The sequence below is a fragment of the Paraniabella ginsengisoli genome (genome assembly GCF_022513635.1).
In the GTDB taxonomy this organism is placed as follows: domain Bacteria; phylum Bacteroidota; class Bacteroidia; order Chitinophagales; family Chitinophagaceae; genus Niabella; species Niabella ginsengisoli.
This window is the reverse complement of record NZ_JAKWBL010000001.1, coordinates 1865244-1878478: the sequence shown is the minus strand read 5'-3', so window position 1 is coordinate 1878478 and position 13235 is coordinate 1865244. Positions and strand designations below refer to the sequence as shown.

The 13235-nt window shown below is 39.2% G+C and carries 11 protein-coding genes; 8 read left to right on the top strand and 3 right to left on the bottom strand.

Features of this window, described 5'->3' with window-relative positions; translation table 11 throughout:
* Positions 1 to 272 precede the first annotated feature (272 nt).
* The 8 genes from MKP09_RS10210 to MKP09_RS10175 all read left to right on the top strand — a co-directional run bounded on the left by MKP09_RS10210 (position 273) and on the right by MKP09_RS10175 (position 11014).
* Positions 273 to 3065 carry a family 78 glycoside hydrolase catalytic domain gene (locus MKP09_RS10210; protein ID WP_240827887.1) on the top strand — a complete coding sequence of 931 codons (2793 nt, stop codon included), beginning with the start codon at positions 273 to 275 and terminating at the stop codon, positions 3063 to 3065.
* A gap of 433 nt (positions 3066 to 3498) precedes the next feature.
* Positions 3499 to 5037: a type I restriction-modification system subunit M gene (locus MKP09_RS10205; protein WP_240827885.1), complete on the top strand. Its 1539-nt coding sequence runs from the start codon at positions 3499 to 3501 to the stop codon at positions 5035 to 5037.
* Positions 5038 to 5057: 20 nt separating this feature from the next.
* On the top strand, positions 5058 to 5306 hold the full coding sequence (locus tag MKP09_RS10200) for a hypothetical protein (protein ID WP_240827883.1): 249 nt from the start codon (positions 5058 to 5060) through the stop codon (positions 5304 to 5306).
* Complete coding sequence (locus tag MKP09_RS10195; protein ID WP_240827856.1) at positions 5282 to 5650, top strand: hypothetical protein; 369 nt, start codon at positions 5282 to 5284, stop codon at positions 5648 to 5650. The genes MKP09_RS10200 and MKP09_RS10195 overlap by 25 nt, the downstream gene beginning before the upstream one ends.
* On the top strand, positions 5647 to 5865 hold the full coding sequence (locus MKP09_RS10190; RefSeq protein ID WP_240827855.1) for a hypothetical protein: 219 nt from the start codon (positions 5647 to 5649) through the stop codon (positions 5863 to 5865). Before MKP09_RS10195 ends, MKP09_RS10190 begins: the two co-directional genes overlap by 4 nt.
* A 3-nt stretch (positions 5866 to 5868) precedes the next feature.
* Positions 5869 to 7284, top strand: a complete 1416-nt coding sequence (locus tag MKP09_RS10185; RefSeq protein WP_240827851.1) for a restriction endonuclease subunit S — start codon at positions 5869 to 5871, stop codon at positions 7282 to 7284.
* Positions 7285 to 7482: 198 nt separating this feature from the next.
* On the top strand, positions 7483 to 7869 hold the full coding sequence (locus MKP09_RS10180; protein ID WP_240827848.1) for a GxxExxY protein: 387 nt from the start codon (positions 7483 to 7485) through the stop codon (positions 7867 to 7869).
* A 112-nt stretch (positions 7870 to 7981) separates the two neighbouring features.
* The gene (locus MKP09_RS10175; protein WP_240827846.1) at positions 7982 to 11014 is read left to right on the top strand and encodes a type I restriction endonuclease subunit R; all 3033 of its coding nucleotides are present in this window, start codon (positions 7982 to 7984) and stop codon (positions 11012 to 11014) included.
* A gap of 303 nt (positions 11015 to 11317) precedes the next feature.
* Here the strand turns inward: MKP09_RS10175 and MKP09_RS10170 are convergent, their stop codons facing one another.
* The 3 genes from MKP09_RS10170 to MKP09_RS10160 are packed head-to-tail and all read right to left on the bottom strand — an operon-like array spanning position 11318 to position 13234.
* Positions 11318 to 11698 (bottom strand): alpha/beta hydrolase, encoded by a 381-nt coding sequence (locus MKP09_RS10170; RefSeq protein ID WP_240829459.1) that lies wholly within the window; start codon positions 11696 to 11698, stop codon positions 11318 to 11320.
* A gap of 23 nt (positions 11699 to 11721) precedes the next feature.
* The gene (locus MKP09_RS10165) at positions 11722 to 12141 is read right to left on the bottom strand and encodes an alpha/beta hydrolase (RefSeq protein ID WP_240827844.1); all 420 of its coding nucleotides are present in this window, start codon (positions 12139 to 12141) and stop codon (positions 11722 to 11724) included.
* Between the two features lie 4 nt (positions 12142 to 12145).
* Complete coding sequence (locus MKP09_RS10160; RefSeq protein WP_240827835.1) at positions 12146 to 13234, bottom strand: DUF4982 domain-containing protein; 1089 nt, start codon at positions 13232 to 13234, stop codon at positions 12146 to 12148.
* Position 13235: the final 1 nt, after the last annotated feature.

Below are 13235 nucleotides of genomic sequence, written 5' to 3'. Positions count from 1 at the left end.
ACGTCATGATTCGTGTTCTCACAAATTAGAAAGTGGAATAACCATTTCGCTCTGGTTGAAATCATAAGCTATTGTTGAGTCAACGTATTTAAGTAATTCCGGAGCTACAATATAAAATCAGACCTACGGCCTTTATATTGCTCACAATTTATTCCTTGTTGAGTATAGTTTAAATAAATCGTAGTTTCTTTGTATTCTTTGCCTTCGTTGTGTTGAAATCAATTGCCCGGCTAAGCTTAATGTATGGTATCTGCTTTATCTAAAATTTGCTGATGAAAATCTTTTCAAGTTTATTATTTGTTGTTTACATGCTCTGTTCATTACCGATCTATGCTATGGTTGGTCCTGCCAAAAGCCTGGTGGCAACAAGCCTTCGGTGCGAATACCTCAACGATCCAAAAGGAATAGATGCAGCGAAACCCCGGTTCAGCTGGAGTTTAGCATCTGCTCACAAAACAGCCTTTGGATTGAAGCAACAGGCTTATCAAATCATTATTGCATCTTCTCCTGAAAACCTTAGCAAGAACCTGGGAGATTTCTGGGATTCAAAATGGGTACCTTCCAATAACACACAACATATATTATATGCTGGAAAAAAGTTGCTTTCGGATAGAAGCTATTATTGGAAAGTAAGGGTCAAAGACCAGAATGGATCAACTTCTGAATGGAGCGACCCTGCTTCTTTTACAACAGGTTTTTATAGCGCCAGCGAATGGCAGGGTAAATGGATAGGCGATAGCCAGGAGTTTGTCAACAATAATAAAGACTGTAATATCTGGGATCCCTGGTTCCGAAAAAGGTTTATACTGAAAGAAAAACCAGGCAGGGCTTTTATCTATATTGCATCAGTTGGTTATCATGAATTGTATATTAACGGGCAAAAAATCAGCAGCAATGTGTTAGCGCCTGCTACATCTGATCACACTAAGCGCGCCAGCTATGTAGCTTACGATATTACCAACTATCTGCGCAAAGGCGAAAACATTGCTGGCTTATGGTTAGGTGCATCCTGGTCCATCTTTGCGCCTTATTTTCTGGACGAGCAAAGGCCGAAAAAACCTATCGTTAATGCGCAAGCCTTTTTCTATAAAGAAAAAGATCCGGGCAACCTGGTGCAACCATTCTATACATTAATAACAGATAATAGCTGGAAAACTTATCCCAGCCCCAATAAGCTCCTTGGCATTTGGGCCTTTGGAAAAATGGGCGGTGAGTTATGGGACGATAGAAAAGCCAATGAATCGTGGCATCAATTATCCCATGATGAAAAAGGCTGGCAGCAGGCAAACCAATATCATCCTAATCTTGTATTATCATCCCAAATGGTGGAATCAAATACTTTGCAACAACAAATCCTACCTCAAAAAATTGAAAAGAGAAAAGATGGGAGTTACAGGATTGACTTCGGAACCAACTTCGTGGGATGGACAAATGTTCATCTTCGCGGAAACCCCGGCGATACCATCAACATGTCTTTTTCCGAAAGAGAAAATATGGACATGACCTTTGATATGAGGAACGCTTTTATTATTGGTCAAACTGGCGAAGGTACTTTTCGCAATCGCTTTAATTATAGTTCAGGCAGATGGCTTACCATTCGTGGGTTAAAGCAGGCTCCTGAATTAAAAGATATTCGCGGCTGGATGATAAGAACCAACTATGGGAACGCTACAACATTTGCCTGTTCAGATTCTTTATTGAACTGGATGTATGACCGTATTCGCTGGACCTTTGAGAATCTTTCTTTAGGCGGTTATGTGGTTGACTGTCCGCAAAGGGAAAGAATGGGATATGGAGGCGACGCACATGCAACCAGTGAAACCGGAATGTATAATTATAAGCTGGGCGCTTTCTATACCAAGTGGATGCAGGATTGGCGCGATGTTCAGGGAACAGAACCTATGGTGGGTGATATGAACAATGAAGAACATGCTCGCAAGGCAGTGACAAGTGGCAGGCTGTTTAATAACGGCGTGCTGCCACATACAGCACCTACTTATTGGGGTGGGGGCGGACCCGCCTGGGGTGGCATTGTTGTTACATTGCCCTGGTTTATGTACGAGTATTATGGTGATACAAAAGTGCTGACTGATAATTATTCGCTTATTAAAAACTGGCTATCGTTTTTAGATACGCATGTTGAGCATGATGTATTGCAGCGTTTTGGCGGCCAGTGGGATTTTCTGGGCGACTGGCTTTGGCCCAACGCCACAGCAGAAGGTATGAATAATGATAAGCCGGAAACTATTTTCTTTAATAACTGTTATCGTATTTTTAATCTTCGGACTGCTGCTAAAGTGGCCACTGTTCTGCAACGCTCAACTGATGCAGCAAAATGGAAAGCGCAGGCTGATGCCTCTGCAAAGATCATTCATCAGCAATTTTTTAATAAAGAAACTAATACTTATTCAGATGGATCGATGGGAAATATGGCTGTTGCATTGCTGGCTGAAATCGTTCCTCAGCAGTTGCGTGGAAAAGTGATGGCTGCTTTGGAAGATGAAATTCTTATAAAAAGAAAAGGGCATATACATGCGGGCATTACCGGCGGTGCCATGCTTTTTAAATTGCTGCGGCAAGAGAACAGGAACGACCTGATATATAGCATGGTTTCTAAAACCGATTACCCCGGATGGGGATATATGAAAGCCAATGATGCCACAACTATTTGGGAAATGTGGGAGAAGGATTTGCCGGGCCATTCCTTGTTACACAGTTCTTACTTATTTCCCGGTGCCTGGTTTATTGATGGCCTCGTTGGTATAAAGCCCGCCAAGCCCGGGTTCAGCCAGTTTATAATTCAACCACCAGCACCAGGAACTGTTGCTGTTAGCTGGGCAAGGGCAAGTTTCAAAGCACCTTCGGGTGTGGTGCAATTTGCATGGAAAAGAAATGCTGATCATAGGTTATCACTCGAAATTGCCATCCCGCCCAATACGTCAACCTTATTGAAACTATCTGCTGCAGAGCAGATCACTATTCCTGAAAGCAACAACGTACGCCAGCTTGAAGATGATGGTGCGTTTAAGATGTACGAATTGCAGTCGGGTAGTTATTCTTTTTAAAGATAGCCACGAATACACGAATGGTTTTGGCGTTGAATAAATGATATAAATAAGTCTACGAACATTTTCACGCAAAGAACGCAAAGGTTTTTTTGATATATGGCTTCGTTACAATTGCCTTTTTAAGAGCGCAAAGAAAACCTCTTCGAGATTTTTAACCTCAATAAAGGGGACTCATTTAAAATTTGCACGTTTAATTCTTGTGCAACTTTTCACCGGAGGCGAACTTTGTGATCGTACGTTTGCGAAGCAACATTCAGTAATCCTTCAATCGACATTGTTAAATATTTAAATCATTCCTATTGATACGTCGCATTCAATTAACGCTTTTTAAAATACGAACATAGAACTGATGAGAAATAACGGTTTTCCGTTACGTGAAGTTGTTATATTTTATTACTTTACGGGGATTTTAAAAACTGATGAATACATAATGAACCACGCTGTACATAATAAACTCGTATCCTTTATATGGAGCATTGCCGATGACTGCCTGAGAGACGTTTACGTTAGAGGAAAATATAGGGATGTCATCCTGCCAATGGTAGTTTTAAGAAGATTAGATGCTTTATTGGAGCCCACAAAACAACACGTATTAGAAGAAGTGCAGTTCCAAAAGGAAACTATGAAGTTTACTGCCTGGGACGATAAGGGAATGACTGCCGCTTCCAAATATGTTTTTTACAATACCAGTGAATGGACGCTGCAAAGCCTTCACGCTTCGGCTACCAACAGCCAGCAAATTTTGTTGGGAAATTTTGAAGATTACCTCAATGGTTTTAGTGCCAATGTGCAGGAAATTATTGAAATGTTCAAACTTCGGGCACAAATCAAACACATGGCCAACAAAGATGTGTTGCTGGATGTGTTAGAGAAATTTACTTCGCCTGATATTAATCTGACGCCTTTTGAAAAATTAGATACAGCCGGAAGAAAAATGCCGGCTTTGACCAATTTAGGAATGGGCTATGTCTTTGAAGAACTGATCAGAAAGTTTAATGAAGAAAACAACGAGGAAGCGGGAGAACATTACACACCTCGTGAAGTGATCGACCTGATGACGCATTTGGTTTTTGAACCCATTAAAGACAAAATCCCTTCCGTGATTACCATTTATGACCCCGCTTGCGGAACGGGTGGCATGCTGACCGAATCTGAAAATTTCATTACCGATCCTGAAGGCGAAATTAAGGCCAAGACTACATCGGTTTACATGTTTGGTAAAGAGGTGAATGACGAAACCTATGCCATCTGCAAATCGGACATGATGATCAAAGGCAAAGACCCCGAACATATCAAAGTGGGTTCTACGCTTTCTACAAATGAATTTGCGGGAACGAAATTTGATTTCATGTTATCCAACCCACCGTATGGAAAAAGCTGGGCGAGTGAGCAGAAATATATCAAAGACGGGAAAGACGTTATCGATAATCGGTTTCTCATTAAACTTAAAAATTACTGGGGCGAAGAAGAAGATGCCGAAGCCGTACCCCGTAGTAGTGACGGGCAATTGCTCTTTCTGATGGAAATGGTGGATAAAATGAAAGCCATCACTTCAAAAAATAAAATAGGAAGCCGGATTGCTTCGGTACACAATGGTTCGAGTCTGTTTACCGGAGATGCAGGCGGCGGCGAAAGCAATATCAGAAGATATATTATCGAAAATGATTTGTTGGATGTTATCATTCAATTACCCAACAATATTTTTTACAATACGGGCATTACTACTTATATCTGGATGTTGAGCAACAACAAACCTGCACCACGCAAAGGAAAAGTGCAGCTGATTGATGCCAGCGAAATGTATCAGAAACTGAGAAAAAACCTTGGTAACAAAAACTGTGAACTTACAAAACAACATATTCAGGAGATCTTGAAATGCTATTTGAATTTAAGAGAACTGGATAAAAAGAAACCGGAAATATCGGCAGCAAGATTTTTGAAAATGCAGACTTTGGATATTATAAAGTGAATATTGAAAGACCGAAACGGTTGAAATCTCAATTCACATTTGAAAAAATTGAAGTGTTGAAATGGGATAAAGCTCAACCCGATTTCAGCAAGGCTTTGTTTGAAAAGTATGGAATGGAAGTCTATACAGGTTTGGAAAAATATAAAAAAGAAATTGAAGATTTTGCCGAAAAACAGGAATGGAACATTAACACCAAACAGCTTTTGGCTTTTTTGAAAAAGACAATTGGGAAAAACAAGAACAGGTGTATCAAACCGCAGTTCGCCTGATGGAAGTATTGGGAACGGAAGTCTATATCAATTTCAATGAATTTGGCAGCAAGGTAGATGAAGTACTGAAAGGCGATACAACCAAACTGGCGGCTTCGGAGAAAAAACAGATTTTAGATACCGTAAGCTGGTATGATGAAGAAGCCGATAAAGTGATTAAAAAAATAGAGAAGCTAAACGGCCAAAAGCTTTCGGACTTGTTGGATTATTTGGGATGTGCAGCAAAAGATCTTCCTTATTACGGTTATTTCCCATCTTCGACAGGTTCAGATCAAGGAAAAAAGGCGAATACATCATTTACGAAACAGAAACCGACCTGCGTGACAGTGAAAGCATTCCGTTGAAAGAAAACATACAGGAATATTTTTTAAGAGAAGTAAAACCCTACGCTGAAGAAAGCTGGATTGCGTTGGATTCTGTAAAGATTGGTTATGAACTCAGCTTCAATAAATATTTTTACCAGCCTGCACCTTTACGTAGCTTAGAAGAAGTAACCAAAGATATTTTGGCATTGGAAAAAGAAGGCGATGGCTTGCTGGCGGAGATTTTAAAATTTTAAACGATGCAGCGATACGAAAAATACAAAGACAGCGGTGTGAATTGGATTGGGGAGATTCCGGAGCATTGGGAAGTGGTTAAATTAAAATTTTTAGGTAAAGCGATAATTGGATTAACATATTCACCTAACGATTTATGTTCTGAGAATGAAGGAACATTAGTTTTACGTTCATCAAATTTACTGAATGGTCGATTTGTTTATGGAGAGAAAGAGAATTCTTATGTTTCTAGCAAAATTCCAGAAAAACTTAAAATAAGAAAGAACGATATACTAATATGTTCAAGAAATGGAAGTCGGGATTTGATTGGAAAGTGTGCCATTGCGACAGCAAATGATGAGGGAAATTCTTTTGGGGCATTTACGACAGTTTTTCGGTCAGATTTAAATAACTATTTATTTAAAATACTTAACTCGAATATTTTTAAGAATTTATCTGGTAGCTTTTTGACATCAACAATAAATCAATTGACAATCGGTAATTTAAATTCTATTTCTGTACCTATTCCACCACTTCCCGAACAACAAACCATCGCCACTTTTCTCGATGACAAAACCACCAAAATAGACCAAACGATTACCATCAAAGAAAAAGAAATAGAACTGCTGAAAGAACGTAGGCAAATCCTTATACAAAAAGCCGTTACCAAAGGTCTGAATCAGGATGCTCCGGATTTAAGGATGGACAGGATTTCTGATGGCGAAAATAATCCTGAAATCCTAAAATCCTCCAAATCAAGATTCAGACAAATGAAAGACAGCGGCGTGGATTGGATTGGAGAAATTCCAGAGCATTGGGAGGTGAGGAAGTTGAAGTATTTTATTCAAAATTTAGAAGGAGGTGTGAGTGTTAATGCTTCGGAGAGTGAGAGTGCTGAAGCTGATGATTTTGGAGTTTTAAAGACTAGCTGTGTCTACAATTACTATTTTGAAGCAAAAGAAAATAAAAAAGTGTTTGAAAATGAGAAAGGACGGGTTTCTTGTCAAGTTAGGAAAGGTGCAATAATAATCAGTAGAATGAATGCTCCTGAATTAGTTGGAGCCTCGGGGTTGGTTCTGGAGGAATATCCAAATTTATTTCTCCCCGATAGACTTTGGCAAACAGTCTATCGAAATAACATTTCTTTTGATCCAGTATGGTTGAGTAAGATATTAATTAATAAAGGATTCAGAAATTATATGACGACGTTTGCAAATGGTTCTAGTCCAAGTATGAAAAATATTTCTAAAGGAGATTTCTTAAATATTACAGTTCCATTTTCGCCTAAATCAGAACAAACCCAAATCGTTTCATATTTAGAAGAAATCGAAGAAAAAATCGCCAAAGCAATTTCATTAAAAGAACAAGAAATAGAAAAGCTGAAAGAATACAAAACGGTGCTGATAGATAATGTGGTGACGGGGAAAGTGAAAGTTGTCTGAATCAGGATGCTCCCGATTTTAGGATTGACAGGATTTATAATCAGGAAAATCTTAAAATCATCTAAATCCTGATTCAGACAAAAGAGTGGTAAGTCAGGATGCTCCGGATTTTAAGATTTGTAGGATTTAAGTAATTTTAAACCCAATCAGGAAAATCCTAAAATCAAATAAATCCTGATTCAGACAAAATATAACGCTATGAATTTAGAAGATATAACCTATAAGATAAACGGCTGCGCCATGAAAGTTCACAGAACTTTGGGCAATGGATTTCAGGAAGTAATTTATCAAAGATGCCTGGCCATTGAATTAGAGCGCGCTGCTTTGGGTTTTGTAAGGGAGGAAGAACAGGCGATATATTACGAAGGAATAAATGTAGGTACAAGAAGAGCAGATTTTGTGGTGGAAGGACAAGTTATTGTAGAATTAAAGGCTATCATTAATTTAGAAAATGTGCATCTTGCTCAAGCTAAAAACTATGTGGTTGCTTATGACAAACCTATTGGACTGCTTATCAATTTCGGGGCGAGTAGTCTGCAATTTAAAAAAGTGTTTAACCCTAAATTCGAGCAAAAAAACGTCTGAATCAGGACGCCCAGGATTTAAGGATGGACAGGATTAAGTTAGCTACAAAAATATAATCATGAAAATTATAAAATCCTCTAAATCCTGATTCTGACAAAATAGAATAAGCATTATGCCATCACAAACTAACGAACAAGCTCTCGAAACCACTATCGAAAAAGCACTTTGTGGTATTTCAACAGAAGATATTAAAAACAATCTTTTGGAAGAATCCGATGCGTCTGTCAGCGACAATGGTTACCGAATTGGTTATCCGGCAGACTTCAATACCAGATATGCTTTGGACGAACTGCGCTTTTGGAATTTTCTGGAAACCACACAAAGCGAAGAGTTAGAAAAACTAAAACGCCAGTCAGACTGGAAAATTAAAATACTTGATCGCTATGATAAACTGGTAAAAAAATATGGCATTCTGCGTTTGCTTCGTAAAGGCCTGGCGGTAGATGACGCACAGTTTACATTGTTTTATGTAGCGCCATTGCAAAACAGTAGTCAAAGTATCAAAGATAATTTTAAAAGCAATCAATTCAGTGTTACGCGGCAGTTGCGTTATTCTCTGGTCAACCCGCTGGAGGAAATTGATATGGTTATTTTCATAAATGGTATTCCCATTTCTACCATTGAATTGAAGAATCATTGGACCGGTCAAAACGCCAAAGTACACGGTGTGAACCAATATAAATATAAACGAGACATCGCACAGCCTTTGCTGAATTTTGGTAGATGTATGGTGCATTTTGCGGTTGATACCGATGAAATTTATATGACCACTAAGCTGGACGGAGCTGGAACCTTTTTTCTGCCGTTCAACCTGGGAAACAATTTTGGAAAAGGAAATCCTACTAATCCATTCGGGCATAAAACTGCTTATTTCTGGCAGGATGTGTTAAGGCGAGAAAGCATTGCCAATATCATTCAGCATTTTGTGCGTTTTGGTGGCGCAGAAAATGATGCGTTAAGTAAAAAAACTTTATTTTTCCCTCGCTATCATCAGCTGGATGTCGTGCGAAGACTTATCAAAGACACATCTGGGAACGGTGCTGGTAAAACTTATTTAATACAACACAGCGCCGGTTCGGGCAAATCAAATTCTATTACCTGGCTGGCTTATCAACTGATAGAAGCGTATCCTGAAACCAATGAAGTTGGTGGAAGTAAAACAACCAATCAGCCCTTGTTTGACTCTGTAATTGTGGTAACGGACAGGCGTTTATTAGATAAACAATTAAGAGATAATATCAAAGAATTTTCTGAAGTTAAAAATATTGTAGCCCCGGCTTATAAATCCGCAGATTTAAAATCGGCATTGGAAAGTGGGAAAAGAATTATTGTTACAACCATTCAAAAATTTCCTTTCATCATTGACGGCATTGCCGATATGAGCCATAAGCAATTTGCAGTTATTGTAGATGAAGCACACAGTTCACAATCCGGAACTTCGGCTGATAAACTGAATGAAGCCATCGGAAATGCAGATGAAGATGAGGATATGGAGGATTATCAGGACAAAATTTTGCAGGCCATGCAATCTAGAAAGATGACTAAAAATGCTTCTTATTTTGCTTTTACAGCCACGCCAAAAAATAGCACTTTGGAGAAATTTGGTGTGAAACAAGAAGACGGTTCTTTCAAGCCTTTTCATCTGTATTCGATGAAGCAGGCGATAGAAGAGGGTTTCATTCTGGATGTTTTGGCAAATTATACAACTTACAAAAGCTATTATGAAATTGAAAAATCGATCGAAGAGAATCCGCTTTTTGATACGTCCAAAGCGCAGAAAAAATTAAGGGCTTATGTAGAAAAACATAAGCAAACTGTGGCTACCAAAGCCGAAATAATGCTGGATCATTTTTCTGGTTCTGTAGTTAATACCAAAAAGCTAAAAGGCAAAGCCAAGGCAATGGTGGTAACACAGAGCATAGAATCGGCCATCCGTTATTATCAGGCTTTACAAAGTTTATTAAACAGCAAAGGCAATCCTTTTAAAATCGTAATCGCATTTTCCGGAACCAAAAAGGTAGATGGTATTGAATACACGGAAGCGCAAATGAATGGTTTTCCTGAAAGTGAAACCAAGGATAAATTTGATGAGGATGAATACAGAATCTTGGTAGTTGCCAATAAATATCTGACCGGATTTGACCAGCCCAAGCTCTCGGCAATGTATGTTGACAAAAAGCTGCAAGGTGTTTTAGCTGTTCAAACTTTATCGAGATTGAATCGATCAGCCAATAAATTAGATAAGAGAACAGAAGATCTTTTTGTGCTGGATTTCTTTAACTCGGTAGAAGACATCAAAATGGCTTTTGATCCTTTTTATACGTCTACAACCTTAAGTAGTGCAACAGACATTAACGTGCTTCACGAATTAAAAGACAGCCTGGATGATTCGGGAATTTACGAGCAGGATGAGGTTGAAGATTTCAATAAAAAATATTTCAATAAAGTTGATGCCCAATTTTTGAGTCCCATCATCGACACAGCAGCAGAAAGGTTTGTGACCGAATTGGATTTGGATGACAAGCAAAAAGCCGATTATAAAATTAAAGCTAAGCAATTCGTAAAAATATATGGACAGGTCGCTGCTATTTTACCTTATGAAATGATTGCATGGGAGAAGCTGTTTTGGTTTTTAAAATTCCTAATTCCTAAATTGATTATTGAGAATAAAGACCAAGGCACATTAGATAAACTTTTGGAATCTGTAGATCTATCTACTTACGGTTTAGAAAGAGTAAAGTTAAATGCTCAAATATCACTAGATGATTCGGAAACAGAATTGGACCCTCAAAATCCTAATGTTCGTGGCGCACATGGTGATAAGGAGGAAGATGAGCTGGAAAACATCATTAATGGATTTAATGAAAAATGGTTTCAGGGGTGGGAAGGTACAGAAGAAGAGAAGAGAATTAAAGTACTAACTTTTGGAAAAGCTATTGTAATGCATGATGATTTCAAGAAGAAATATGAAGAAAATAATGACGAGCAAAACCGAAAATTAGCTTTCAAAAAAATGTATGAAGATATTTTTATCCAGATGAGAAAAAATGATATAGAGTTTTATAAAACAATTGCGCAAGACCCCATCAATAATAATGCATTTATGAATTTTTTAGAACAAATAGTAAATTCAAAGTTTGTATAAATCTATATAAACGTTTCCTGATTTCAATAGTAAAGTAGTGTTATGTTAAACATATAATATGACTGTCAGGCTGAGCTTGACACAATATGAAGGAGATTCCTCCGCTCACTTCGTTATACTGCGTTCGGTCGGGATGACGAACCCGAAATGCATTAGTGGCATAAAATAATTGTGAGAAACATTGACAACGGATGAAAATTTGTGAATTCGTGGCAGCACATTATAAAGGAAATCCCTCCGCTCACTTCGTTTTACTACGTTCGGTCTGGGATGACGAACCCGAAAGAGATTTGTGGCATCCGTCTATTTCACATACCCCAACTCCCTTAAAAACTTTTCAGCCTGCAGAAGTGTTTCCTCGTAGTATTTTTTTCCTTTAGTAAAATTAAAGAAGCCATGGCCCTGACCTTCATATAAGAACAGGTCGCAGCGGCTGCCCATGCTGCGCATTTTTTCCTGGTAATCTTTAGCGGTTTTAACCGGTATCAAATGGTCTTTGGTTCCTAAAAAAACTATTGTAGGTGCCGCTCCCTTTTTTATATTATGGTAGGGAGATATTTCTGCGTATCGGTCGCCCAAGCGCTCATAGCCATAATTGTCCGGGCCGTTATTAAATACAGGATTGAATAACACCAAAGCATTAGGCCTGGCGCTTATGCTAAGATTGTCAGACGATTCATTAATGTTAACCAGGTCGGTTGCAGCAGCTACATGGCCGCCCGCAGAGCCGCCGCCAGCAGCCAGTTATCAGGGTCGATACCTAACTCTTTAGCATGAGCCCTTAAATACCGGATAGCCGAACGCCCGTCCTTTACTGATTCAAAGGGCGTCGTATTCTGCCGCTTTTTAACGCGATAGTCGGGTGTTACAGCGATCATCCCTTTTGAAGCAAGATATAATGCCTGGTTTTTAAATTGGTTCATATTGCCGCTATTCCAACCACCTCCAAAAAACAAAACGATAGTCGGGTAGGCAGTTCCCTTTTTATAATCTGCCGGATAGTACAATTTCATTTTCAAACTTGTCGTATCGATTTTTTTATAAACGATTTCGACAGTGTTTTGCTGTGCTGATGCAGTCATCAACTGAAGCGTAAAAAACAGGAAGAAACCTAACCCTTTTTGCATGTGTTTATTTTTTATGTAAATAGGCTTGTCCTTTTACAGGCGCTGAAATTATCTCCATCTCTTTTGGAACCAGCTGGTCCGACACCGCTTTCAAACGTATCTTTCCTGGCTGGTTTGTTGCTTGTATCATAACCAGGCACTTTCCGTTAAAAGCCTTGCGCTGGCTGGCTTTCATGGGGGAGAAGTCTGTAATGTCTCCATTTTCCACACCAATGATTTTACCCGGCCCTTCTATACTAAATTGCACAAGGTTGTCCGCTTCGGGTACTAAGGTTCCCTGTGTATCGGTTATATTTACTTCAACATGTATCACATCCTTATAGTTGGCCGAAACCTGCTTTTTGTCGGTCAGCAGTTCAATAGCGGCAGGTTTATCAGCCGTATTCATCAAAGTAGTTGCTACTGTTTTATTGTTGGTAGTAGCGATCGCTTCCAGCTTTCCCGGTTGATAAGGAACCAGCCATACCAGTTGCTTATCGCTTCCCATTACTTTCTTACCAAGGGAGCGTCCATTGAGAAATAGCTCAGCGGCCTCCGCGTTGGTGTACACTACAACCGGTATGATAACTCCATTCTTTCCGGTATGTGTCCAGTGCGGCAATATATGTATCATCGGTTTGTTCGACCACAAACTTTGATATAAATAATAATGATCTTTGGGGAAACCGCAGAGGTCGAGTATACCGAAGTTGGCCGTGCGTGCGGGTTGTATTGTGGCTTCTCCCAAATAATCAAAACCTGTCCAGCGAAAAGTACCAATAAAATAAGGCAGTGCTTCGGTTCGTTTATGCTGATCTCTAACACCAATGCGAACAATAGCATTGTCGTAAGACGATTGATAAAATTTGGATCTGCTTTCGAATAATTCCTTTTCTGTCAGGTCGGGTATCGGGAAAATTTTATTTTGAAATGATGCCCAGGTTACACCTTCTTCCCAGGGAGCAGGAAAATCACGGGTTCTGTAAGCTGTCTTAGTAGCATATACACCGCGCGTTTGCAATGTATGTGTGATCTCCGTACCTAAAATGGGCTTGTTAGGATGTTGTTTGTGAAAGGCTTCCAAAACGCCGGGCATTTCGCCTTCGCCATTCATG

Excerpts from the sequence above, each read along its gene's own strand:
- MKP09_RS10180 (WP_240827848.1), top strand. The coding sequence starts at position 7,483 with ATGAATTTAGAAGATATAACCTATAAGATAAACGGCTGCGCCATGAAA.
- MKP09_RS10160 (WP_240827835.1), bottom strand. The coding sequence starts at position 13,234 with ATGAATGGCGAAGGCGAAATGCCCGGCGTTTTGGAAGCCTTTCACAAA.
- MKP09_RS10210 (WP_240827887.1), top strand. The coding sequence starts at position 273 with ATGAAAATCTTTTCAAGTTTATTATTTGTTGTTTACATGCTCTGTTCA.
- MKP09_RS10165 (WP_240827844.1), bottom strand. The coding sequence starts at position 12,141 with ATGCAAAAAGGGTTAGGTTTCTTCCTGTTTTTTACGCTTCAGTTGATG.
- MKP09_RS10205 (WP_240827885.1), top strand. The coding sequence starts at position 3,499 with ATGAACCACGCTGTACATAATAAACTCGTATCCTTTATATGGAGCATT.
- MKP09_RS10185 (WP_240827851.1), top strand. The coding sequence starts at position 5,869 with ATGCAGCGATACGAAAAATACAAAGACAGCGGTGTGAATTGGATTGGG.
- MKP09_RS10175 (WP_240827846.1), top strand. The coding sequence starts at position 7,982 with ATGCCATCACAAACTAACGAACAAGCTCTCGAAACCACTATCGAAAAA.